Annotated in this window: 19 protein-coding genes; 11 read left to right on the top strand and 8 right to left on the bottom strand. The window is 57.7% G+C overall.

Going from position 1 to position 23,816, the window contains the following annotated elements; genetic code table 11:
- Both RUGAMON1_RS06630 and RUGAMON1_RS06625 read right to left on the bottom strand, forming a co-directional pair.
- Entirely contained in the window at positions 1-1,896 is a 1,896-nt protein-coding gene (locus tag RUGAMON1_RS06630) for a methyl-accepting chemotaxis protein (protein ID WP_445229887.1), read from the bottom strand.
- Between the two features lie 233 nt (positions 1,897-2,129).
- Positions 2,130-4,829: a phosphocholine-specific phospholipase C gene (locus RUGAMON1_RS06625; RefSeq protein WP_445229743.1), complete on the bottom strand. Its 2,700-nt coding sequence runs from the start codon at positions 4,827-4,829 to the stop codon at positions 2,130-2,132.
- A 401-nt stretch (positions 4,830-5,230) separates the two neighbouring features.
- Here RUGAMON1_RS06625 and RUGAMON1_RS06620 point away from each other — a divergent pair, with 401 nt between their 5' ends.
- Entirely contained in the window at positions 5,231-6,811 is a 1,581-nt protein-coding gene (locus RUGAMON1_RS06620; protein ID WP_445229742.1) for an isocitrate lyase, read from the top strand.
- A 439-nt stretch (positions 6,812-7,250) separates the two neighbouring features.
- Complete coding sequence (locus RUGAMON1_RS06615; RefSeq protein WP_445229741.1) at positions 7,251-7,505, top strand: hypothetical protein; 255 nt, start codon at positions 7,251-7,253, stop codon at positions 7,503-7,505.
- Positions 7,506-7,592: 87 nt separating this feature from the next.
- Here the strand turns inward: RUGAMON1_RS06615 and RUGAMON1_RS06610 are convergent, their stop codons facing one another.
- Positions 7,593-8,471 carry a GNAT family N-acetyltransferase gene (locus tag RUGAMON1_RS06610; RefSeq protein ID WP_445229740.1) on the bottom strand — a complete coding sequence of 293 codons (879 nt, stop codon included), beginning with the start codon at positions 8,469-8,471 and terminating at the stop codon, positions 7,593-7,595.
- Between the two features lie 94 nt (positions 8,472-8,565).
- On the opposite strand from RUGAMON1_RS06610, the gene RUGAMON1_RS06605 reads away from it, so the two are divergent.
- The gene (locus RUGAMON1_RS06605) at positions 8,566-9,084 is read left to right on the top strand and encodes a transglycosylase SLT domain-containing protein (RefSeq protein WP_445229739.1); all 519 of its coding nucleotides are present in this window, start codon (positions 8,566-8,568) and stop codon (positions 9,082-9,084) included.
- Positions 9,085-9,562: 478 nt separating this feature from the next.
- Here RUGAMON1_RS06605 and RUGAMON1_RS06600 read toward each other — a convergent pair whose 3' ends face one another.
- Positions 9,563-10,426 (bottom strand): CPBP family intramembrane glutamic endopeptidase, encoded by an 864-nt coding sequence (locus tag RUGAMON1_RS06600; RefSeq protein WP_445229738.1) that lies wholly within the window; start codon positions 10,424-10,426, stop codon positions 9,563-9,565.
- A gap of 11 nt (positions 10,427-10,437) precedes the next feature.
- Positions 10,438-10,911 (bottom strand): MarR family winged helix-turn-helix transcriptional regulator, encoded by a 474-nt coding sequence (locus tag RUGAMON1_RS06595; protein WP_445229737.1) that lies wholly within the window; start codon positions 10,909-10,911, stop codon positions 10,438-10,440.
- Positions 10,912-11,097: 186 nt separating this feature from the next.
- Between RUGAMON1_RS06595 and RUGAMON1_RS06590 the strand changes: the two genes are divergently transcribed.
- From RUGAMON1_RS06590 to RUGAMON1_RS06555, 8 genes are all read left to right on the top strand, one after another.
- Entirely contained in the window at positions 11,098-13,449 is a 2,352-nt protein-coding gene (locus tag RUGAMON1_RS06590) for a GNAT family N-acetyltransferase (RefSeq protein ID WP_445229736.1), read from the top strand.
- Positions 13,450-14,073, top strand: a complete 624-nt coding sequence (locus RUGAMON1_RS06585) for a hypothetical protein (protein WP_445229735.1) — start codon at positions 13,450-13,452, stop codon at positions 14,071-14,073.
- Between the two features lie 5 nt (positions 14,074-14,078).
- Positions 14,079-15,134: a peptidoglycan-binding protein gene (locus RUGAMON1_RS06580; protein WP_445229734.1), complete on the top strand. Its 1,056-nt coding sequence runs from the start codon at positions 14,079-14,081 to the stop codon at positions 15,132-15,134.
- A gap of 210 nt (positions 15,135-15,344) precedes the next feature.
- Complete coding sequence (locus RUGAMON1_RS06575) at positions 15,345-16,583, top strand: hypothetical protein (protein WP_445229733.1); 1,239 nt, start codon at positions 15,345-15,347, stop codon at positions 16,581-16,583.
- A gap of 126 nt (positions 16,584-16,709) precedes the next feature.
- Complete coding sequence (locus RUGAMON1_RS06570) at positions 16,710-17,054, top strand: hypothetical protein (RefSeq protein ID WP_445229732.1); 345 nt, start codon at positions 16,710-16,712, stop codon at positions 17,052-17,054.
- A gap of 747 nt (positions 17,055-17,801) precedes the next feature.
- Positions 17,802-18,443 carry a uridine kinase gene (udk, locus tag RUGAMON1_RS06565; protein ID WP_026335110.1) on the top strand — a complete coding sequence of 214 codons (642 nt, stop codon included), beginning with the start codon at positions 17,802-17,804 and terminating at the stop codon, positions 18,441-18,443.
- A 427-nt stretch (positions 18,444-18,870) separates the two neighbouring features.
- Positions 18,871-19,080, top strand: coding sequence for a hypothetical protein (locus RUGAMON1_RS06560; RefSeq protein WP_445229731.1), 210 nt, complete (start codon positions 18,871-18,873; stop codon positions 19,078-19,080).
- 9 nt (positions 19,081-19,089) lie between these two features.
- A complete protein-coding gene (locus tag RUGAMON1_RS06555) occupies positions 19,090-19,512 on the top strand; it encodes a hypothetical protein (RefSeq protein WP_445229730.1) in 423 nt (140 codons plus the stop codon).
- Positions 19,513-19,569: 57 nt separating this feature from the next.
- On the opposite strand, the gene RUGAMON1_RS06550 is transcribed toward RUGAMON1_RS06555, so the two are convergent.
- The 3 genes from RUGAMON1_RS06550 to RUGAMON1_RS06540 form a co-directional block, all read right to left on the bottom strand.
- Entirely contained in the window at positions 19,570-21,729 is a 2,160-nt protein-coding gene (locus tag RUGAMON1_RS06550) for a peptidase domain-containing ABC transporter (protein ID WP_445229729.1), read from the bottom strand.
- Positions 21,730-21,743: 14 nt separating this feature from the next.
- Positions 21,744-23,012, bottom strand: a complete 1,269-nt coding sequence (locus RUGAMON1_RS06545) for an HlyD family secretion protein (protein ID WP_445229728.1) — start codon at positions 23,010-23,012, stop codon at positions 21,744-21,746.
- A 261-nt stretch (positions 23,013-23,273) separates the two neighbouring features.
- Complete coding sequence (locus tag RUGAMON1_RS06540) at positions 23,274-23,753, bottom strand: hypothetical protein (RefSeq protein ID WP_445229727.1); 480 nt, start codon at positions 23,751-23,753, stop codon at positions 23,274-23,276.
- Between the last annotated feature and the right edge of the window lie 63 nt (positions 23,754-23,816).

Genomic DNA, 23,816 nt, shown 5'->3' with positions numbered 1-23,816 from the left:
TCAGTAGCGGACAAACTGCGATTCGTCGGGCGCTTCCACGGCGATGGCGCGCAAGGCGGCCGGACGCATGCGGATCGCGCCGCCGCTGTCCCGCTGCCGGGCAGGCCTTCCGCCGGAACCGTTCACTACAAAGAAGCCCATGGTCTGCTGCAGTTCCTCCGCCTGGCTGCTCATCTGCTCGGCGGTGGCCGCCAGTTCCTCGGAACCGGATGCGTTCTGCTGGGTGGTCTGGCTCAGCTGGCTGATGGCGGAATTGATCTGCGCCAGGCCGGACGACTGCTCTTCCGAAGCGGCCGTGATTTCCTGCACCAGGTCGGACGTCTTTTTAATGTTGGGCACCATCGCGCCCAGCATCTGCCCGGCCCGCTCGGCCAGGTCCACGCTGCCGCTGGCCACCTGGCCGATTTCCTGGGCCGCCACCTGGCTGCGTTCGGCCAGCTTGCGCACCTCCGCCGCCACCACCGCGAAGCCCTTGCCGTGCTCGCCCGCGCGCGCGGCCTCGATGGCCGCGTTCAGCGCCAGCAAGTTGGTCTGGTAGGCGATATCGTCGATGATCAGCACCTTGGCGGCGATCTGCTTCATAGCCGCCACCGTCGAGCGCACTGCGTCGCCGCCTTCGCTCGCCTCGTTCGCGGCGCGGCTGGCCATGGCGTCGGTGACCTTGGCGTTGTCGGTGTTCTGCGCCACCGAGGCGGTCATCTGCTCGACCGAGGCCGAGGTTTCCTCGACGCTGGAAGCCTGCTCGCTGGCCGCCTGCGCCAGCGACTGCGAGGTCGCGCTGACTTCCTCGGAAGCGGCGGCCAGCGCCTCGGCGCTGTTGTTCACTTCGCTGACCACCTGGGCCAGCTTGCTCACCGTGTTGTTGGTGAATTCCTTCAGTTCGCCAAACGCGCCCTCGTAGGGTTTGTCGATGGTCTTGGTCAGGTCGCCTTCGGACATCGCACCCATCACCCGCACCACGTCGGCGATGCTGGCGCCGGTGGTGATGGCCAGCTGGTTCAGGCTCTCGCCCATCTCCTGCTGGAAGCCCGACATGCCGGCCAGGTCCACGCGGGCGTCGAAATTGCCGCGATTGGCGGCCGCCACCAGGCTGCGCTGGCCGTCGACCACCTTGCGCATCTTCACCATCATTTCGCTGATGGAGTACAGCATGCTGCTGCGGTCGTTGGGCTTGAGGCGGACGTCGGCGCTCAGGTCGCCTTTGACGACGCGGTCCATCAATTCGGCAGCATAGTAGGGCTCGCCGCCCAGGCGCTTGACCAGGTCGCGCGTGATCAGCCATGCGATCAGCAGCGCCATCAGTACTGCGGCGACGGATAGCGAAATGACCAGCTTGCGGGTCTCCAGATAAGTGGCGTCGGCGGCGGCGGCCTCCTGGTCCATCAAGTCGCCCTGGAATTTAGCCATCGCTTCCAGCGAAGCTGCGTAGGCGTTATTACCCGCGGCAAAATCGTTCTTCAGGAATTCGATGGCTTTTTTCTGGTCGCTCTTGACCAGGGAGTAGAGCGTGTCGTACTTGGCGAGCAGCGCGTCGCTCTTGGCGGTGATGTCCTTGAACAGCGCGCGCCCCTTCTCGGTGGTGATCAGCTTGTCTATTTTATCCAGCGACTCGGTGACCTTGGCGCGGTTGGCATCCACCAGCCGGCGGAACTTGTCGCGCTCCTCGTCACTCGTGGAAAGCATCATGCTACGCAGTTGACGGCCGTTGTCGATCGTGTACCGGATCACGTCCTTGGACAGCACCACTTTCGGATAGCGGTCTTCGGTTATTTTTCTGATGCCCTCATTGAGCGCCGCGAGGCGCATGGTACTCACCACCGACAGCACCAACAGCAGGATTACAACGGCGCCAAAACCCAGACCCAGGCGGGTCGCCACTTTCATATTTGCGAACATCATCTCTCCCTAGAAGGACGTTATGTGCTGCTGCTCGTGGAATGCGGTGGTCCAGCGATGATCGAAAAAACAAAGCTGGCATCAGGGCAAGCTTAACGCCCTGTTATGAATAATTTTTAGAATGAATTGCATGCCACCGGGACACATTCTCCACCTGCAAATAGGCTGGGTCAATCAATCGATGCCGGAGGTGTGGTGCGATTTCACCACACCTCGGAAGTGTGCTGGACGGTTCAGGCGACGCTGAAGTTGGCGGGACCAGCGAGGAGCGCGTAGCCGTCGTTGTAGAGGCACCACGCGCTATAGTTGCCGGATGCAAGTTTGCTGGTATCGAAACTGGCGCTGCCGCTGGCGGCGGTCACGTACTGCCACGCGATGTAGCCACCGCCGCCCGGCGCCACGCCCGCCTTCCAGATGCCGATCCAGTTGGTGCTGCTGACCTTGGCGGCCGGCAGCGCATAGTTGAAGACGATCGCCACGCCCGGCTTGACGCTGGCGGCCGAGGCCGTCAGCTGATTCACGCTGACCGCGACCGGGCCGCCCAGCACCACAAACGCATTCTGGTACAGATACCAGGCGTTGTACTCGCCCACCGCCAGCGCGCTGGTATTGAACGACACGCTGCCGCTGAAGTTGGGCGCATACGCCCACTGCACCGCATTGCCTTTGCCCGGCGAGGTGCCGGCCGCGTACAAACCGATCCAGTTCTTAGCGTCGATCTTGCCCGGCGGCGCCGTGTAGCCGAACACGGCGGCGCCGCCGCGCGTCACGTTGGGCGTGCCGGTGCTGAGAAAGATCTTGACGCGGTTGGTGCCTATCATCGGATCGGTGTGGCTGGCCTGTCCGGTTTCCACGTGGCCGGCGGCGCGCCGCAGCCATTGCGGATCGGCGTTGCTGGTGACGCTGAAATCGTACCAGCCGAAACTGCCGGACAGATTGCAAGGCACCGACAAGGTCTGGCCCGCGGCCACGCTGTAGCTGGCCACCGCCGCGCCGTAGGCATTGTCGGTGACGGTGAAGCTGCACGCCTGCGTTCCCTCCAGGTTGGACAGCACCAGGCTGATGTCGCCGTTGCTGCGGTCGTAGCGGGTTTGCAGTTCCGGCCGCGCGCCGCCGGCGATGGCCAGCGCGCCTTTGAACCGGCGCAGGTAGCCATTGGCGCCGTGCACGCTGAGGTCGTAGGCGGCGCCGGTCCAGTTCCACATTTCGTGGGCGATTTCCTTGTCCGCTTCGACCGTGTAATACCACGGGCCGTCGCTGCGCAGGCTGGAGTACACGATGAAAGCCGCGCCGGCCTGGCCGCTGTTGGCGAAGCTGAGCTCGAACTGCGTGGCGCCGGCCAGCCGGCCCTGCACCGACAACTCGTACGGCAACGCGCAGGCGATGCGCGGACCGGGCGCGCTGGTGCTGGGCTCCTGCCTCGGCAGCGATTGCACCACCGGCGGCGTCGGATACGGCTTGCCGGACACACGCTGGTAGGCCGCCGTCTTCGGCACGCTGGCGGGCCAGCTGCTGTTGGGCGCGCTGAAATCGAAGGCCGAGGTGAGGTCGCCGCACACGGCGCGGCGCCACGGCGAGATCAGGTCGCACTGGACGTTCGCGCGCGCCTTGCCGCGTCCCGCCACCAGCCACTCTTCCAGGAAGCGGATCTTGGAGGTGTGGTCGAACAACTGCGAGCACACGCGGCCGCCCTTGCTCCACGGCGAAATCACCAGCATCGGTACGCGCGGCCCCAGGCCCACCGGCACGCCCTGATAGTTTTCATGCGTGCCGATATCGGCCAGCGTGGTCTTGCCCATGCTGTCGTTGAGCGGCGCGATATCGGGCGGCACGTGGTCGAAGAAGCCGTCGTTTTCGTCGTACATCAACAGGAACACGGTCTTGGACCAGACTTCCGGATTGGCCACCAGCGCGGCCAGCAGGCGCGCCGTGATGTTCTCGCCGGCGTTGGGCGAGTTGGGCGCGTGCTCGGTGTAGTCGTTCGGCGAGCAGATCCACGACACCTGCGGCAGGCGGTTGTTGCGCACGTCATCGGCGAAGGCGTTGACCAGCCAGTCGCCGGTGGTGCCGGTGGAGTTGGCGGCGGTGGAACCGGGCGCCAGCGTGCGCGCCTTCTGGTACAAGGGCGCGTTGGGACTGAGATGGCTGCCGTCGGCGTTGACGCGGAAGTTCTTGAAGTAGGCCAGGTAGTTGTCGCCGTAGTTGTCCCACTCCTGATACACCTTCCAGCTCACCTGGTTCGCCTCCAGCACTTCGGCGTAGGTGCGCCAGTTGGGCGCGCTGGCGGTGACGCTGGCCGTGACGTTGTCGCCGGCCGGGTCGGCGTTGTAGTAGCCGGCGGCGCTGATGTTGTACAGGCCGCCCATCGCGCCCATCCAGCCCTGGTTGCTGCCGGTGAGCGAGTACAGGCGGTTCGGATCGGTGGCGCCGAATATCGAGCAGTGGTAGGCGTCGCAGATGGTGAAGGCGTCGGCCAGCGCGTAATAGAACGGCAGGTCGCCGCGGTCGAAATAGCCCATCGACTGCGGCGTCTTTTGCTTGACCCAGGCATCCCAGCCCTGCCAGGTGGCTTGCGAACCCTTCCAAGTGTGGTTGGTGCCGACCGACAGCGCGCTGGTGTTCTTGGCGTCGAAATGGAAAGGCAGCACGTAGCCGCCGGTGCCGTCCGGCTGGTACCAGACCGGGCGGCCGTCCGGCAGGTCGATGGCGCGCGGATCGTCGAAGCCGCGCACGCCGGGCAAGGTGCCGAAGTAATGGTCGAAGGAACGGTTCTCCTGCATGAAGATGACCACGTGCTCGACGTCGGCCAGGGTGCCGGTGACGTTATTGGCGGGTACCGCCAGCGCCTGGCGGATCAGGTCGGGGAACATGGAAGTGGCGGTCGCCCCCGCGCCGGCGGCGTAGCGGAGGAATTTGCGGCGGCTGATGGACATCGGCTGGGCTCTCGTATGCAAGGAAGCGGTAAGGATAACGAGCAAATATGACAACACGGTTGCACATAGCTGACAAAGATTCATTAACCGGCGCGCAATATTGCTGACGTCGCCGATAGCCCAGCCAGCTCAAAAGCTGAAAAATCGTTTCACATCGCGAAATCTCCGTCGAAAACTTGACGAGGCTTTTAGCTCACCTTTTGAAAATTCGTTTCACATCCCAAAAATCAATACTCAAGTCATTGAAAAATAACAGATTAAATTTAGTTATATGTCTTATATAAGACCTTGATGCAGTGCACCAGAATGGCCTACTATTTAGTCATGCAGTTTGCTTCAACAAAGACGCAGCGGCTCACTCGACGATTTTCTCAAACTTGCTTTATTTTTAGGAGATACACATGTCCCAATATCAAGACGACATCAAGGCAGTTGCTGGTTTGAAAGAGCAACAAGGCAGCGCCTGGAACGCCATCAATCCCGAGTCGGCCGCCCGCATGCGTGCGCAGAACAAATTCAAGACCGGGCTGGACATCGCCAAGTACACCGCCAAGATCATGCGCGCCGACATGGCCGCCTACGATGCGGATCCATCCAAGTACACCCAGTCGCTGGGCTGCTGGCACGGTTTCATCGGTCAACAGAAGATGATCTCGATCAAGAAGCACTTCAACAGCACCGACCGCCGCTACCTCTACCTGTCGGGCTGGATGGTTGCCGCGCTGCGCTCCGAGTTCGGCCCGCTGCCTGACCAGTCGATGCACGAAAAAACCGCCGTCTCGGCGCTGATCAAAGAGCTGTACACCTTCCTGCGCCAGGCCGACGCCCGCGAACTGGGCGGCCTGTTCCGCCAGCTGGACGCCGCCGAAGGCCCTGCCAAGGCAGCCATCCAGGCCCAGATTGACGGCCACGTCACCCACGTCGTGCCTATCATCGCCGACATCGACGCCGGTTTCGGCAACGCCGAAGCGACCTACCTGCTGGCCAAGCAATTCATCGAAGCCGGCGCCTGCTGCATCCAGGTTGAGAACCAGGTGTCGGACGAAAAGCAATGCGGTCACCAGGACGGCAAGGTCACCGTGCCGCACGAAGACTTCCTGGCCAAGATCCGCGCGATCCGCTACGCCTTCCTGGAACTGGGCGTGGACGACGGCATCATCGTCGCCCGTACCGACTCGCTGGGCGCAGGCCTGACCAAGCAGATCGCCGTGACCAACACGCCAGGCGACCTGGGCGACCAATACAACTCCTTCCTCGACTGCGAAGAAGTGTCGGCCGACGCGCTGGGCAACGGCGACGTGATCATCAAGCGCGAAGGCAAGCTGCTGCGTCCTAAGCGCCTGCCAAGCAACCTGTTCCAGTTCCGCGCCGACACCGGCGAAGCGCGCTGCGTCCTCGACAGCATCACCTCGCTGCAAAACGGCGCCGACCTGCTGTGGATCGAAACCGAAAAACCGCATATCGCCCAGATCGGCGGCATGGTCAGCGAAATCCGCAAGGTCATCCCTAACGCCAAGCTGGTGTACAACAACAGCCCGTCGTTCAACTGGACGCTGAACTTCCGCCAGCAGGTGTACGACGCGATGAAGGCAGAAGGCAAGGATGTATCGGCCTACGAACGCAGCCAGCTGATGAGCGTGGAATACGACACGACCGAACTGGCGATCACCGCCGATGAAAAGATCCGCACCTTCCAGGCTGATGCAGCCCGCGAAGCCGGCATCTTCCATCACCTGATCACGCTGCCGACCTACCACACCGCCGCGCTGTCGACCGACAACCTGGCCAAGGAATACTTCGGCGACCAGGGCATGCTGGGCTACGTGGCTGGCGTGCAGCGCAAAGAGATCCGTCAAGGCATCGCTTGCGTCAAGCACCAGAACATGTCCGGCTCGGACATCGGCGACGACCACAAGGATTACTTCAGCGGCGAAGCAGCCCTGAAGGCCGCTGGTAAAGACAACACCATGAACCAGTTCTAATCAAGGTTCCAGCATCACAAGAAAGCTCGCTTCGGCGAGCTTTTTTTCGCTATAGGATCACGTTGTGGGAGTTTTGAATTGGCGCAATTATCTGAGGAATGTCCTCCCAGCATTCCTTGTGCTACTTTCTCGGGAACCAGACTCGGATCGGCTGGAGGCGAGACCTTGATGATACTCGGATCATCGGTTGGAACAGCGGCACTTTGATGCGATTTTTCGCGGAGTAAGCTTTGCATATACTTCCCTGTTTTTTTGGAGACTATCCGAAAATACCAATGAGAATAAACCCGTATGCCAAGAGCAACAGCGTCGCCTTTACGACTGAAACGCCTGTTCGCGGCTGTGAGTCCCATAGAGAACCAAGGGAGCGGTGCCGCTGACGCCATATAGATTGAATGTCGCTGACTGCCAGCATCATAAAAATGATTGCGCCCCCAAAATGTACGAAACCGATGCTGACGTCGTTATCTATAAACCCGATAACGGCCCGACATGCGATCAGGCCAGCGGCCAACAGCAGCACAACTCTAAAAAACAAATTGTCAGTGAAATTTATTCTTTTCAAAACTCACCTCATCCATCAATTCATTTAGTTAGCCACCAGACAAGCATGCTAGACGAGCGCGCGCCACAACCCAATGGAGGCTTTGGACAAATTTGTCGAATTCTGACGCTGTCGTTGGCCGTGGCGTGATGGCCGTCGATGATGATGATGATGCCGGCGCCACTGAAATTGGCGGCGTCGAAGGAGACGTCCGGCGAGCCGCTATGCAGCTCCTGCTCAGCCCAGTTCGAAGCTGGTGATGCCGTACTGCCGGTCCATGCTTATTTCGGGCTGCTCACGCGTGTACATGCGCGCAGTCTCGAAGCAGCGCTGCATCTGATGACGCTCGGCCAGCGCAACGGCCGCCGGGTTCAGTTCAGGGACATCAAGAAATACGGTCACATCCGGCGCCAGCTTGCCCAGCACGCTGGCAAACAGCTGCTCGGCCACGGCCGGCGTATCTGCAAACAGCGGGCCGACTTTGTAGCCTGTGCGGCACGGCCGCGCCACCGCGTAACCGGCCAGCCCCTGCGCGCCCACGACACCCAGCGCGATATGCTGCCGCTGCCCCACCCATTCATGCAGGAAGCGGTCGCGCTCCTCCGGGAAGAAGCTGCGATCGTAGCGGCGGATTTCCTCCTCGCCCAACGCGGACAGCGGTATCGCTGGACACGCATCCATGGGCCGCCCACTGCCCCGCCCTTCGTATCGGAAATTGCGATGCGCGAGACGGAAGCCTGACCTGGCATAGTTGGCCTGCTGCGCCACCACGCCATCGAGCCCGACGTTGCGGCCGGCCAGCCGCGCCATCGCAGCCTGCCACAGCGCCCAGCCATGGCCATGGCCCCGCCAGGCAGGCCTGACGATGTAGCCGCCGATGAAGCCAAAACCGGCGCCATACTTCACCGCAAAAATACTACCAACCAGCTCGCCTTCCAGCACCCCGGCCAGGAATCCACCAGGGTCGGCGGCATAAAAACATGCAGCGTCATGCAGGCCGGGATTCCAGCCCTCGGCATCGGCCCAGCCCAGCACGACTTCAAGCTCGGCCTCATTCATCTGACGTATTTCCAGCGGTGATGCAACCATGTTCGGCTCCCGGTCGGCGACATCCAATTCTAGCGCGCCATCGACTCCTGCGCTGGCTCAAATCGCGCCCCCGCATCCAAACAATAATGAATCACTAGCGCCTGCTACGGGAGAATTTATTATGGAACATCCCACTGAAGAAATCGTCGACTCGACCAGGCTGCGCGAAATCCGCAAGCTCGTTGAAGCAAACAATCAATCCTCGCTAAGCAGCGACATCATCATCTGCCAGATCTACATGGAATCACGATTTGATAAAAACGCCCGCGCCCAAGGCAGCTCGGCCCGGGGACTCATGCAATTGCTGAAAGCCCCCGTTCGAGAACTGGCGCGCCTGGCCAATCTCGCCAAAGCCCCCAAGGACCGCCGGCCGGAGGCGGAACTCTATCGCGAAGCCGATGCTTTCCACGACAGCCCGGAGTTCGTAGACGAAGCCACCAACATCCGAACCGGCACCGCCTATCTGCAAGCGCTGATAAAAAAGAATACGGCGGCCGGCGCGAAGTTCCCCGTCGTAGAGGCCTTCAAGGACTATCGCGGCATCAGGAACGGCCTTTACTTCAGCAAGATCCAGGCGGCGGCCGACAAGCTGGCCGCAAATCCCGACTCCATGCAAATTCTGAAGGACATGGTCCTATGAGGTTAGCCATCAGCTTGCTTCTGGCATTGACGACGTCAACACTGCATGCGGTCGAGTTGTTCAAGGCATGCGATATCGGAACACGCATCGCTATCGTCAGGGATGCGCAAATAGCGGACACGCATATCTACTACCTGCGGCGGGACGGCAAGCACAGCCCGGTGTTCGGCGATCCGGAACAGTCCAGGGGTTCGGCCGTCCGGGCTGAATGCGTCGGCAAGAAAGTCCGTGCGCTGGTCGTATCGGGCGAGTTCACCGCCAACTTCCTGCAAGGTTTTGTGCTCACCTATCGCCCGGGTTCAGGCGCGCCCGAGCGCCTGGACTTTGCCGAAAAAAGCCGCCCGCAGTGGCTGTATCTGAGCGCACGCGAGATCATCTTGATTATCCCGACATTGCGATACGGCGAGACCAACGCCAAATATGCCGCGTATCACCATGTGCTTGGCAGAACCGATCTGGATCGGACGGATGGCATCAATCAGTTGCCATCGCCGGCGGGATTTGAAGTGGTGAACTTGCATACGCAAAACACAGCGGCGGCGCCAATCAACAAGACCACAATCAACGAAGCCTCCACGCCGAATACACCGCCGGTCAACAAGGCATCGCCCACCAGCTCGCCGCGCAGCAAGCCATCGGTGGCGGCGTGGCCCGACACGGTCGACGAGAACACGGTACTGACACAATAGTTCCATGCGATGTGAGTGCCGATGCAGATCCACAAGCGGCGCGTCTTCATGTAGAGCGCTGCCTGCAGCACGCCATACGCGGCAAGCGAGGCGATCGCCAGTATCGACATGCCCTCATTCGGCAAATGGCCCAGGCTGAACAGCAGCGCCGAAATCACGATGGCAGGCTTGCTGCCCAGCGAGCGCTCGATCACGCCGAAGATCACGCCGCGGAACATCATCTCCTCGGCCATGCCAACCAGCACCAGTTCAGCCAACGGCAACAGCATCGCGAAGCTCAGCGCGTTGACGCCCTCGAACCGGTAGGCGCCGAGCGCCCCCAGCACGGCAAAGCTGGACATCACCAGCGCGGCGCCGATCAGCAAGCCGGCGCCCACTTCACGCGCCATGCCCTGCGTCGCCAGTTCAGTCGGCTGGCGTTTTTCAATACGGCGTACATAAAAGCGATAGCCGAACCACACGAACACGGCAGCGAGCAGTTGCGGCCACGCGATGCGGTAGGGCTTGGCGACCAGCTGCGAGGCGACGATCATCGTCAGCGGCACTGCGGCAAAGGTCAGCACCAGGCCGAGCACGATGCGCACCACGGGATTTGCCATCAGACGCGAGGCCAGGGTCGGTTTGTTCGATGCCATGTTCAGAGTAGTTTCCATAATCGCTTTCTTCAGGAAGTTGGACGTACTTTCTTGTTTGCTGCGCGGATGCGGTCGCCGAAGGAGCGTTGTTCCAGCACGGCGATGGCTTGAGCCAGACACTCGGACAATGGAAACTCCAGTTCAGCATCGAGGCTGTCGGCCGCGCGCTTGGTGGCCTGCCAGCACGCCTGCAGATGAGGCAACAAAGCCTCGCCCTGCTCGCTGAGGCGCACCACGCGCTGCCGGCCGTCGTCGTCGCTGGCAACCACCAGCAGCAGGCCTTCCTTCTTCATCAGCGCCACCGTTTGCGTGGCCGCAGGTTGCGTGATGCCGGCCAGTTCGGCCAGTTCGCCGACGGTCGCGCTTTGCTGCTGCGCCAGTACCTTCATCACCGGCGTGTAGCGCGGCCGGTAATCGAGGCCCGCGTCGGTATAGGCTTGCTGCACCGCGCCGTCGAGCAGTTCGATCAGGTGTCGTAGTTGGGTTCCGAGTCCTTGTTTCATGTGGCGATAGTAACACCAATTACATAAGCGCTTATATAAATATTTGACGAAATCCGGGAAAAATCTTCTCGCAGTTAAACGAAGAATCATGTTGCCAATTTCATATAAATGGATGGACTATGTGGGAAGTCTGTCGAAATCGGAGCGGCGACACGCGCATGCGCCACCGACAAAGGGGTTGCGAAGATGTTCAAACTGGACAAAAACTCATCCGTAGATACGGACAGCGCCTTAACGGCGCCTACAGCTGCGCCTGCCGCAGCCGAGACATATACCGCTTTCGCCGACTCACATTTGTGGCAAATGCAGCGTTCGTACTACGAACAGGCAGGTTTGGCGGCATGGTCAGAAGCTCAGGTTCCCCACTACCTCAGCAGCAATCCTGTGATGGCCAGAGCCTACGCAGACATGGTGCTCGGCTACTGGCGCGACCTTAAGGCGCAACACAGCACCGTCGACCAGACCTTGTACGTGATTGAACTCGGCGCGGGTTGCGGGCGGTTTTCCTACCATTTTCTGCTGCAGTTTTTTGCGGAATTTGACGCGGTTCGCGAACCCGGCGACAAGGTCTGCTATGTGATGACGGATTTTTCCCGCGCCACAGTCGCGGCATGGCAACACCCCATACACGACAAGCTGAAGTCTTTCATCGCGGAAGGACGCTTGGACTATGCGTGTTTCGATGCGGAAGAAGATACCCACCTCCACCTGCAACAACAAAACAAAATACTCTCCCCTGGCTCGCTGCAATTGCCACCAGTCGTAATTGCCAATTACGTCTTCAGCGCAGTGCGACAAGACTTATTTTTCCTGGATAAAGAACGCATCTACGAAGGATGGATTGCGCTCAACCCGGACGAGGAAATCGGACTGGAGGATGCACCAGAACACTTGCAGATGCATTACCAGAAACGACGGATCAGCGGCGGGCCGTATGCGAACGCGCACTGGAACCAGTTGATCGAAACCTGTGCAAAAAACTGGCCGCCATGTGCAATGCTGTTTCCCTCCTTCGCGCTGACGGCCCTGGAGCGTCTTGGCAATCTGCACCAAGGCGAGTTGTTCTTGCTCAGTGCCGATCGCGGTAGCCACGAACTCAGGGCGCTGGTGGCCCAGCACGAACCGCAGATCGCTTTTCACGGCAGTTTTTCCTTCCCCGTCAATTACCACGTCCTCAGCCAACTGATACAACAACAAGGCGGCCAATGCTGGGCCGCCGCGCGGGATGATCTGACCATCGTTGCCGCGCGCTGGCAGGGAGCAATGCAGCAGACACCGCCGGCACGGTCAGCGAGGTTGTGGCGTGAGACGGCCTTGGCGGCTCAGCGGGCGTTGCAGCAGTTTAATCCCAACGACTATTACAGCATCAAGCAAGCATTGGAGGAGCAGGCCCAGTATCTGAGTCCTGAACACATGCTGGCTTACCTGCGCCTCGGCCAGTGGGACACCAAGCTGTTCTACCTCATGTTTCCGTATCTGTTCGATGTATTGGCCCAGATCCCTGCCTCGCAACAAAACGCATGGTACTCGGCGTTGGCGGAAGTATGGCGCCACCACCTCCCCATAGGCGAGGACTACGACCTCGCTTTCGACCTGGCGATGTTGGCTGGAGAACTATCCCGCTGGCGCTGGGCGATTGATCTTCTCTTGCAGTCCCTGGAGCATCCCGGTCAGCAGCATGCACAGAATAAAAGCGCCGTGTATTTCAACCTGGGAATTGCCAATTGGCAGATGGCCGAGTACGCCAAAGCCGAACATTACCTGACGCGCGCGATCACGCTGGCGCCGGAGCGTCAAGAAGATGGCGCCAGCGCTTTCGACGAGGATGCGGAGGATGAGGAAACCGACGAGAGTGGCCAAGCCCCGGCGCGGCCGGCGCCCCGCATGGACGAACAACTGACGGAGCTGCGCGCATGGCAGGCGCAATGCCAGAGCATATTGGGCGCACAGACATTGCGAACGCCGCCGAGCGCGCTGACGTCGCCGCAACCGGTTTACGCCACCCTCTTGGGCCCCCACCATGCGCAAGCGCTCTACCGCTTGCAACGCAATCCCGCGCTGGCCGAATCGGCAAACGTGGAATGCCTGGAAAGCACCGAACATGCACGGACGTGGATACTGCAAGAGCAGGCCGCTCACAAACAACCCCTCGCCATCCTCCATCCCGACCTTGGACTGATAGGCGTGGCATCCCTGGAATTCCCGCCGCGGGCACTGGCGCCCCAGGGGAGCCACGGCGCGCGGTTCTACTTTTGGATAGGGGAGGAATTTCAGTGGCAAGGGTATGGCACGCAAGCGATGCAACTGCTCCATCAGCTCGCCGACAGGTCTGGCATCCGGCACATTTTCAGCACGGTCGACCAGGCCAACGTCGCCTCGCAGCGCGCCCTGGCCAAGCTGGGCTACCAACAACTGCCGTTCAACCCCGGCGCCCAACCCAGCGGCCACCGCCTCCATTACTTCGGACCGGCGACAGGCCAGGTGCAACTTGCCCGCATACTCGCTCAGCTACGCGCCGAGCTGGAGGAGCACGAATAAATGCAACGCATCAGCCCGGCACATCTGCAAACTTTTGCTCAACAGGCACACGATAATTTTGTTGCGGCCATGGCCGCCCACCTGCACACGCATTTCCCTGCCCTGGCCTGGTCGCTCACGCCGGATGAACTGCGCGATCATATAAACGCCTGCATTGAACGCGCCGCCCGCTATCAGCTGACCAGCCAGCGCCAGGTATGCCGCTACCTGAACCTGGCGGCGACCTACGGATGGAATTTCGATGGCGACCCCGAGCGATCTTGGATGCGCGAGATCCTCACCGATAGCAGCTTGGCTCAGCCGGGCGATCGGCTAGATCGGCTGGTGCAAAGCTGCCTGCATCGGCAAGGCATCGAAGCGCAAAATCTGGCGCTGCGACAGCAGCTTGGCTTGCAGCCAGCGCAGCCTCCCCAGCAACCGGCGCACGACTATCTGGGTCCCCAACGCGCCGACCGCACGGTCGAACCGACCACCGATGCAAGCATATTCTCGTTGAACCCCTTGAGTTATCACCTTAGCCGGAGCCTGTGGCAAGACGAGGAGTTTCTTCCTGCATCCACGCCCGCGCTCTCGCCGGCACTCGCCTGGCAACACAACAGTCATCCCCTGATGCGAACGAAATAATCGCCATGAACTCTCCAAGCAAAGCTGAGTCACCCCTCGCAAGCGCCGACAAGGCAGCGCAGGCATACAGCGACAGCAAGTCGGTGCAGGCTGCCATCTTGCCCTGCCCGCTTCAGGCAAAGAAAAAGGTCCTCGAAGTGATCGTCCTTGACGAGGACGGCGCAGGCGTGAATAGCGTTGATCTGCTGATCACCAGCGCCGACCAACAGGCCTTGACCGGCAAGACCGACCCCACAGGCACTTATCGCTTTAAAGGCCTGGACGCGGGCAGCTATCAGCTGAGTCTTGACCACTTGGACCAGAGTGCATGGCTGGTGGACAGTACCCTCACCTTGTCGGACGATGCAGCCAATTGCAACGGCGCCGCCGATTGGCAAAGCCCTGCTCCCCCCACAGCCGCAAGCGATCAGATTCACTCGGTCAAGCGGGGGGAATGCGTGAGCAAGATCGCCGAGCGTTACGGTTTTTTCCCGCAAACCATTTGGGATCATCCCGCCAACGCCGCGTTGAAACAGCAGCGCCACGACAACATGCACATCCTGTGCGAAGAGGACAAGGTAGTCATCCCGGCCATACGTCCGACCGCCGTTACGGTGGCTGCCGGCGACCAGGTCACGCTGCGACGACTGGGCGTGCCGCGACGTTTGCGCATTCGCTTCCTGCACTTCGACGACACACCGAGAGCGCAGGTGCCCTACCTGCTTAGCCTGGCCACCGACAAGCAAAGCCCGCAGCCCGATATTGCCGGCATGACCGACGACTTGGGCTTTGTCGATCAGCCCGTTCCAGCGGGTACTGTGCAAGCGACCATCACCCTCCATCCGGGGACTTGGCCGGAGATTCATGTATTTAACATTGGCTCCACCTATCCGATAGACGAAGTCTCCGGCTGGCAAACGCGACTGAATAATCTCGGGTATGACTGCGGCGCTGAAGATCAGCAGTCTGGCCCCAAGACCAGGGCGGCGATCCGCGACTTTCAGGAGGCCAGGAATCTGGCGCAAACCGGAGAAATGGACGAGCCCACCAAAGCGGCATTACTGGCCTTGGCGTTGTCATGAAGTGCGGTATCGATATGGTGGGACTATAAATTGGAAAGTTCAAACTACCAGAGAAGATGCAGTAATCCGGACTGCAGGAAGCCGATTGCCGCTTCGGCAAACTCGGATCTATGCGGAGCTTGCTCCCGGCGATCGCAAAGCCCGCCTCGTTCCGTAAAACAGAAGCGGTCACCAAAGTTGGTCAATAGCACGCGGCTGCCAAACGCCCCTTTGAGTAAGAAAAAGACCGAGAGCTCTGAGCCCGCCGATAAAAAACCTGAAGTGAAACCGAAGTCAGACAAAAAGAGGAAAGCTGTCAAGGAAGCGGTCCCCCTCACCAATCCGCAGATCGACAAGAAAAGCAAACTTAATAGCGGCGTATCCAATAGCAACATCCAGTATAGCAAGCAGCGGCCCCTGTCCGAACCTCCGTCCGCAGACTATCTCATACTAAATACCCAGAAATTGGCAACCGATATCGTGATCACCTGCGAGCATAATTATCTAAAAGAGCTTGATAAAAATATCAATACGAGTGGGCTCCGCTATAAGCCGTGCCACGTTCCCAGAGAAGAATTAAACGATAGCAACGAGGGGGTGATCCAAGCGCTATACAACCGGCGCATCAATTGCCTGACGACATCGGAATTGGAAGTAGTGATCAAAGTCAAGCCGACTCCACTCGAAAACAACCAAAACCGCAAGATCTGCCTGGCGATATCGGTAGGATGCCCTGCCACCCTGACTACAGAGGAATACCTGCAACAACTACACTGGTTCCGCCATGCCCAAGACCGACCGACCTACTTGTTGATACACAAATCCGAGTGGAAGACTTATAAAAAGTATGTCGTGCCTCTCTTAAAGAAGGGAAAGGTCGGCTTGGCATTCTGGAGCTGCGGAACGGCTGTGGGGTTTGGGTTGACGCGGCGCGCCGCGCAAGTGCTCAGTTATAAATCGCGGCCCAGCTATGAACTTGTGATGTGCGACTCGAATGTCGCACTCAATGATGAGTTGAGTGCCGGCTATGAGACGGACGAAAAAGAGAGGAAAAGACGATTGGATCCGCTGGACGCTCATCTCTGCTCGCCTGGCCTCGGCGAGGCAAAACCAACGGCAAAATGGGGCAAGAAACTGGGGGATTTGGCATCGACAACCGGAGCTGGAAGGCCTATCGAACAAGTTACGGTGGCCAGTGCAAAAAAATATCTATTCGACCCGGCGTTCATCACATCTAACGAAGACATGGCGCTGACGGCACTGCGCTACCCTAACGAGAAGGAATGGCAGCTCAACAAAAAGAAAGCGAAAATTCGAAAATTTCCCCACAAAGACCCTGGAGCCAAGTCCAATGGAGACAAGACGGACGTCTATGCGACCATGCGAACAACCTATCTTCAAGCCCCCCTCGCAGCCGAAGACGATGTCATGGTGATCTATCAGTGGCCGAAGGACAAGGACGACCCCTAGAAAACCGAGAAAAACAAGTTCAACCTGTATCGGCTGACACTGGGCCAGCTCACCGCCTATTTGCACACCATACATCCAAGCCGCGATCCATGGATAGTGCGCTCGACAATAATCGAAGTAATACTCATGGCATGGTTGAAAAAGGGTAGGAAAAATAACATCAACCCCCTTACCGCATCGAACGCCAATTGGCCCATCAATGCCACGTCAAGCAGCGCGGAACTGACCGACGACGAGGATGAGGACGACGAGGACATGGACACAAGCCCCACGGTCGTCTCGACCAAGCCGTCCGCGTGGAGCGACGATGACGAGGAAGACGAATTCGATCAGTACGGTGGCAACGAAGATTCGTCCCCCTCAGGCTCCGAGGAGGACGACGAAGAATATATGACGCGACAACAGCGGGAGAAACGCGACAGCGGATATGGATACCGTGAAAACAATGACGACGAGGAGGACATATACTGACCGCAAGAGTGCAAGCCCAGCATGGTGATCAGATGGCGCTGGCTGGTGCCGCCCTGGTAGATGTTGAGCTGTCCATCGTCATCCTAGAACACGGCCAAGATTAATCGGCTGAGCACCGTCATGAGTTTGCTTGCCTAAGGCCTTTCAAGCGTGCCCGCGAATGGGGAGAGGGGGATTCCTATCATGACCGCGAGCCGCGCCAGCACTAATTTTTCGGAAAAATCGATTCGCAATTTACCCTCATTAATCCCCCTAAAAATTATCACTTAGTCAATATTTTTAAAATATCGCATTGGCCCGAATTATCCGTGGCTATCATTAAAAAGAACCGGCGATTGAATGTCGGATGGATTTACGACGAACTCATCTATAAACCCCGATCATTCTGATAAACACTATCTCAGGATAAGGATTACTCAGCATGGAAAGTTTTCAATTTACAACTACCTAAACGACAATTCATATCGGTGATGGTGATTACTAGATTGAGGATAGGAAACCTGTGACAGCGGTTCAAATGCTTAACCTCACATATCCTACCCGTCATTTCTGCGCTTTTTCCGCCGCTGAACGCGGTCGCACGCTGTACAAAAGCGTTTCAAACGCTATTTCTGCTAACCAAATGTGATTGAAGCAGCTGGCCAGAAGCAGCAACTCACAGGCAATCATCAGTCTGCGTCACAGGAAAGCTTCATTGGGGACTACCCGGTCCCTGTCGGTTCGGTCGCGGTTCCGGTATCATTCGGCATGAATACGATTTCTTTCCAACCGTTTATTATTGGCGTCGCAGGCGGTAGCGGCAGTGGCAAGTCCACGGTGTCCCAGAAAGTGCTAGCTGCGTTTGGCGCTGACATGGTCTCGGTCGTGATGCAGGACGACTACTACTGCGACCAAACCCATCTCTCCCCTGAAGTCCGCCCCCAGCAGAATTACGACCATCCGCAGGCTTTCGAATGGTCATTGCTTGTGCAACATATCCAAGCCTTGCGCAATGGCGAATCGATCGAGATGCCAGAGTACGACTTCACGCTTCACAACCGCTCCGACCGGACCATTCCGGTCAAGCCAGCCCCGGTGATCGTGATCGAAGGCCTGTTTGCCCTGTATGACGCGGACTTGTGCGACATGATGTCGCTGAAGATCTATGTCGACACCGCCTCCGACATCCGCTTCATCCGCCGCATGCAAAGGGATATTACCGAACGCGGCCGCTCGGTAGAAAGCGTCGTCAGCCAGTATCTGGAAACCGTACGCCCGATGCACAAGCAATTCATCGAGCCGACCAAGCGCAACGCCGACATCATCATCCCGCACGGCGCTAATGGCCCGGCAGTCGATATGATTACCACCAAGGTGGCGAGCGTTATCGACCAGCTGAAGCGGCCCTGATTTTATCGGCGCCCGTCCTGGGCAGGCATACCTCGTCATGCGGCCTTTGCAACGCGGTTGGCCGTACCAATGACGATCCGACTGTTGGCGCCGACGCCAAATTGAACCAGACGGCCGAGATTCGTTGACCCGGGCCAATTCGCGCAAACGCAGGCCCCATGCGGCTCCCAGAGGCAGCACCTGGGTCAGGCATAATCGGCGCGATGGGTCAATCTGGCGTCGGCGCCAACAGTCTTGGCTGCCGAAAGGCGTGAAACATCGCGTCAAATCGAATTAGAATCGCGTCACTCGGCGCGCTGTTCGATCGTTCGGTGTTCACTTCTGCGCTAAAAAGACGAATTGATCAGCGGCTCCCTAAGGAAAATATCCCATGGCTTTGACAGAGAAGCAGCAGCAGGTGATGTTGGACAATTAGGTTTCTGCGTGGGTGGCTGAGCTGCGTCGGGAGTCAACCCGGCTGGCTGACCTGATCACTGCTGCTACCGGCAAGCACCATGCGGTAGTGATGGTGTCTGGTACCGACGACGGCTACGCTGATGTGATCCCTGAGTTGATTCTGGGCGATGTGCTGCGCGTCCCCCCCCACGGCTGGCCGGAAGGCTTCAATATACAACTGCTTAACCCGACTTCGGCCTAAAGGAAAATTATGGATACGAACACGATCGTTTCCACGGTGGCCGGTGGCGTTATTTCAGCACTGGTCTCTTGGATTTTCTATTGGTTGGGTGGGCGTGGACTCGCAAAGGAAGCAAAGCGCCTGCACGATCTAAATGTGTTGTTGCTACGGTCTTTTGAGGAGGCCGGCCTTGCTCGCTTAAACCGTGACGCCTCTGGGCAACCCATTGGTTTGGTTTTTGAAGGAGCCGCAGTGATGAAATCGACTTCTGCCATCGATTCATGCGATGTAGAGGTCATCCGGGCTACAAAGATACCCCGCCCAGGCCATGTTGGGCCGCTCATGATTGTAAGTCCAGAGCCAGCCAGTAACAAAATCCTGGATCTCGTTAACCTTCGAATTCGTACCGAGACTTTATTGTTCGGCTCTGCCGAAGGGAGGACGGCTAAATGACTAGCAATCCTGCGAGCAAATGAACAAACAACCACTGAATGACTGCCATCACCTGACTCAGGCCACTTGTTTGGCTGATTCCTGATACAGGTCTGCTACATCTGAGTCGTGGACAACTTTGCCTGCCTGTAGGGCAATTACTCGGTTGGCTGATGCAATCGTCTCCGTGCGATGCGCGATGATGATCCGGGTGATATTTAGCGCCTTCACGGCGATGTTGACCTCGTATTCCTTCGCGATATCCAGATGGCTCGTAGCTTCGTCAAGGAACAGGATCTTGGGACGTTTGTACAAGGCGCGAGCCAGCAGTACGCGTTGTTTTTGTCCGCCCGACAGGACAGTGCCCATATCGCCGACCAGGGTGTTATAACCCATCGGCATCGCGGCGATTTCAAGCGCGATCGCTGCCAGGCGCGCACATTCCTCGACCCAGGCCTGATCGGCGCTCGGATCGAAGAAACTGATGTTTTCCGCAATCGATCCCGCGAACAGCACGTCTTCTTGCAGTACCGTGCCGACCATCTGGCGTAAGGTCTCGCAGCCGACCTGCTGAATATCGATACCACCCACCGTCACCTTGCCATCGGTCAGCGGCAAAATGCCAAGCAACACGTTCATCAGGGTGGTCTTGCCACAACCGGATGCTCCCACGATCGCCACCGATTCGCCCGACGTGATCCGGAAATTCACGTCATCCAGCACCCATGGCTCCTGTTCAGCATAGCGGTAGCGCAGGTTACTCACTTCAATGACAGGTTCAAGGCCGGCTGCGTCCATCAAATGAGAACCATTCATGGATTCGGGGGCCGTGAGGACGATGTCAGCCAGGCGCTCAACCTGCAAGCGAAGCATCTTTAATTCGAAGAACTTGTCTATCAGCGAACCGACTCGGCCATCGAACTGTCCCTTATACGCGTTAAACGCCATCAGGACGCCGACGCTGAAATCGCCGTCTAGAACCATCTTGGCGCCCAGCCAGATGATCAGGATGTTTTCGATACCGAACAGCACGCCGTTCACGGTCCGGTACAGCAACGTCAGCTTTTGCGTGCGGATGTCTGCGTTGATTTGGTCGACCAGCAGCGTCAGCCAGCTGGCGCGGCGCTCATCATGGCGTTGGAACAGCTTGATTGCCTTTACGCCACGTACAGTCTCCAAGAAGTGACTCTGCTGCTTAGCCGCGTGGACGATCTGCTCCTCAGTGGCGCTGCGTAGCGGCCGATACCAAACCCAGCGCGAAAGTGCATATAGGGTCATCGTGCCGACCGCGATCCAACCAAGCGTTGTGCTGTAGATGAACATCACGATCAGTGTCACCAGCGACATGAAGCCGTCGAGGATCGCCTCCAAGAAGGAAGTCGTTAGCGTATGCTGGATCTGGTCGACCGTACCGAAGCGGGACACGATGTCACCCAAGTGGCGCTTTTCGAAGTACTCGACGGGCAGCCGGAGCAGGTGGGTGAAGACATTCGCACGCCACTGGACATTGAGTGTGGTGGACATGTACATGATGACCCAGGAACGGATGGTGCTGACAGCTTGCTGCATGAGCATTAACAGACCGAAACCAAGGGCTAGCGTCGTTAATAGGTCACGGTCGCCGGACACGATGACGTTGTCTATGACCCATTGCAAGAAGAATGGACTGATCAAAGCAAACACTTCGAGCGACGCAGCCAGAATTAAGATCTGGCTGAATGAACGCGCGAGGCCCGAGACGTTGCCCATCATCGAACGCAGTCGGATCGTTTGTACTTGTACCTGTGGCTCAAAATTTTGGCTCGGCCACAACTCGAGCGCCACCCCGGTAAATGCCGCCGATAGCTCGACCATTGCGATCTCGCGTACGCCCGATGCAGGATCGTGAATTGTTAGACTTTTGGCGCCCACCTTCTTTAGCACTACGAAATGGTTGAAGTTCCAGTGCAGGATGCACGGGAGCTTCAACCTGTCGAGATCTTCGAGGTCCACTCTCAGCGGACGCGATTCCATGTCCAGCTGTTTTGCCATCTTGATCAGGTGCGCGAGCGTGGCGCCCTTGAGCGAAATCGAGAACCGCCGCCGAAGCGTCGCCAGGTCGGCCTGAAAGCCGTGGTAGCCCGCAACCATGCCGAGGCAGGCCAGGCCACATTCTGTGGCTTGGGTTTGTAGAATTACGGGCAGCTTGCTGCCATACCCAAATTTGATGTTGCTGAAAATATCACTTAGAAAGCGCATATCGAGTATCTCAATCAGAGTTTACCGCTGAGGCTATACAGCGGTTCGAGCACCCATTCGTATAGGCGACGCTTTTCCTGCAGAATGTCGGCCTCGAGCGTCATGCCGGCTTGTAGCAGCTGGGGACGGCCATACGCCTTAATCGTTTGCTCAGAAAGGCTAACAGTGACGCGGTATAGTGGCTCGCTGCCGCTCGCCTGTCCGGAAGAGCCGCTCATGCCGAACAGGTCGCTGCTGGAGAGAGCCACTTTGGCCGCGTACGCAACCGTTCCTTGCGCTTGGCCGAATTTTTGGTACGGATATGCCTGGTAGCGCATCAATACCTTGTCACCGGGGCGGACAAATCCAATGGCACGGCTGGGGGCATACAAGTAGGCCTGCATTGTCGCGCCCATCGGGACGATGCTTACCAGCGGCTTACCTCCGTCGACCGTCTGGCCAACTTCGGCCATGACTGCTGTCGCGACGCCTGACTCCGGAGCCGTAATTTCGAGCCTGCGCTTGGCTTCGCTCTCGGTGAGTTCCTGACCAAGGCTAATAATGTCCCGCTCGATCTGTGCCAACACGTTCTCGTGACGCAACGGCATACTCGCCAGGTCGCTGCGCTGGCTGGCTAGGTCGCGCCTAACACTGATCCTGTCGCGTTCCAGCGATTGTAGGCGCGCACGCTGGTCAAGCAAGTCCGCCTGCCGCTGCTGCAGTTGTTCTTTTGAAATGAAGCGCTGGGCCTCGAGGTCGCGCATTCGTACGACGGCTTCCTCGGCCAGCTTGACTCGGCTAGCTTGGCCCTCGATCTGGTTGCCGATTTTGGCTATTTCTGAATCCAGGCCGTCGATGCGTTTCACTGTAGCAATTCGCTCGTCTTCATTTAGCCTGCGTGTTTTTTCAAGCGCGTTTCTCAGCGAGTCGCGCCGTGTACTAACTTGGCTGCTGATAGTCTCCTGCACCCCCCCCTGGGTATCGCTGCGCCTCTCGCTCGACAGTACATATAGGACGTCGCCCTGTTTGATGACTTGTCCTTCGACCACATTCTTTTTCACGACAATGCCGAACTGAGGCACGTAGATCTTGACTAAACCAAGATCGGGAACAAGTTGTCCCGTCACGGTCGACCGTTTGGTATAAGTACCGAAAAACAGGAATAGCAACACGATAAGTGCGCACAGGCAGGTCAGAAAACAAAGAAAAGTGAAAGCAACTGGACGAATTAAGATAATATCGCCGAGCCATTTAATCTGGCGGGCGTTCAATGCTTCTGTGCGGTACAACTGTCTATCACTCATAAAGGATTTTTCGCCGCCATACTAAAATATTACCTTGAGGTATACTGCTAACTTGTCGCGGCTCGTTAGTCTTTTTAAAATTCCGCGATGAAAAATACTCAATATTTTTTAGAAACCATCTTCCTTTCATACATTGGAACTCGTGCAGCAGTGATATGAAAATTTTCCTCGACCACGATTTCCCAATAGTATTTTTAATAAATATTTGATGAACTCACTAGATTCAGATCGTTATCATCTGCGGATATACATGCTAGAATATTAGCCAGGTAACATATTTGATGCATATCTATGCAACATACTAATTATAAATATTGGACCCTTTAACATCAAAGTCACGCCAGACTCTGTTATTAGTATTTCATTCTCGCTCCATTTGAGCGGTGCTGGTAATTTGGATTGAAAGATGGTTTTCCCATTGCCTCTCGATATATTGTTATAACCTTGGTTTTTAATTTTTTTTTCCAGAAACTCTTTTATCGCCGCACAACCTTCCGGAGAGTCGGCAGCAATATGGAATCTTGCTGGAAGCGTCATTCTTAGGATAACTGATGATCCAGCAAATGCGAACAGCAGAGTTATTGGCGCAGCAATAGGCTCGCCAAAAAATATTAAACCTGCCTGCAAAATAAAAAAACCTATCAAGGTGGCAGCAATATAAGATCCTAACTGTCGTAAGGATTGAATTGCAAAAATTTTTAGAAGCGGCGACCCTAATGATTCAACTTTGGAAATTTTCATTTGAATTTTAATAAATTTTCGGTTTGTTTCATAAGTAATCTGAGCAATTGAAATTCCAGGCTC

Source organism: Duganella rhizosphaerae (assembly GCF_040364205.1).
GTDB classification, from domain to species: Bacteria; Pseudomonadota; Gammaproteobacteria; order Burkholderiales; family Burkholderiaceae_D; genus Rugamonas; species Rugamonas rhizosphaerae.
Note: the sequence above shows the minus strand (reverse complement) of the source record. Positions and strands in the feature narration are given on the sequence as shown.

Excerpts from the sequence above, each read along its gene's own strand:
- RUGAMON1_RS06585 (WP_445229735.1), top strand. The coding sequence starts at position 13,450 with ATGCAACGCATCAGCCCGGCACATCTGCAAACTTTTGCTCAACAGGCA.
- RUGAMON1_RS06550 (WP_445229729.1), bottom strand. The coding sequence starts at position 21,729 with ATGCGCTTTCTAAGTGATATTTTCAGCAACATCAAATTTGGGTATGGC.
- RUGAMON1_RS06595 (WP_445229737.1), bottom strand. The coding sequence starts at position 10,911 with ATGAAACAAGGACTCGGAACCCAACTACGACACCTGATCGAACTGCTC.
- RUGAMON1_RS06570 (WP_445229732.1), top strand. The coding sequence starts at position 16,710 with ATGGCATGGTTGAAAAAGGGTAGGAAAAATAACATCAACCCCCTTACC.
- RUGAMON1_RS06630 (WP_445229887.1), bottom strand. The coding sequence starts at position 1,896 with ATGTTCGCAAATATGAAAGTGGCGACCCGCCTGGGTCTGGGTTTTGGC.
- RUGAMON1_RS06545 (WP_445229728.1), bottom strand. The coding sequence starts at position 23,012 with ATGAGTGATAGACAGTTGTACCGCACAGAAGCATTGAACGCCCGCCAG.
- RUGAMON1_RS06540 (WP_445229727.1), bottom strand. The coding sequence starts at position 23,753 with ATGAAAATTTCCAAAGTTGAATCATTAGGGTCGCCGCTTCTAAAAATT.
- RUGAMON1_RS06600 (WP_445229738.1), bottom strand. The coding sequence starts at position 10,426 with ATGGAAACTACTCTGAACATGGCATCGAACAAACCGACCCTGGCCTCG.
- udk (WP_026335110.1), top strand. The coding sequence starts at position 17,802 with ATGAATACGATTTCTTTCCAACCGTTTATTATTGGCGTCGCAGGCGGT.
- RUGAMON1_RS06615 (WP_445229741.1), top strand. The coding sequence starts at position 7,251 with ATGTACGAAACCGATGCTGACGTCGTTATCTATAAACCCGATAACGGC.
- RUGAMON1_RS06605 (WP_445229739.1), top strand. The coding sequence starts at position 8,566 with ATGGAACATCCCACTGAAGAAATCGTCGACTCGACCAGGCTGCGCGAA.
- RUGAMON1_RS06590 (WP_445229736.1), top strand. The coding sequence starts at position 11,098 with ATGTTCAAACTGGACAAAAACTCATCCGTAGATACGGACAGCGCCTTA.
- RUGAMON1_RS06580 (WP_445229734.1), top strand. The coding sequence starts at position 14,079 with ATGAACTCTCCAAGCAAAGCTGAGTCACCCCTCGCAAGCGCCGACAAG.
- RUGAMON1_RS06625 (WP_445229743.1), bottom strand. The coding sequence starts at position 4,829 with ATGTCCATCAGCCGCCGCAAATTCCTCCGCTACGCCGCCGGCGCGGGG.
- RUGAMON1_RS06620 (WP_445229742.1), top strand. The coding sequence starts at position 5,231 with ATGTCCCAATATCAAGACGACATCAAGGCAGTTGCTGGTTTGAAAGAG.
- RUGAMON1_RS06555 (WP_445229730.1), top strand. The coding sequence starts at position 19,090 with ATGGATACGAACACGATCGTTTCCACGGTGGCCGGTGGCGTTATTTCA.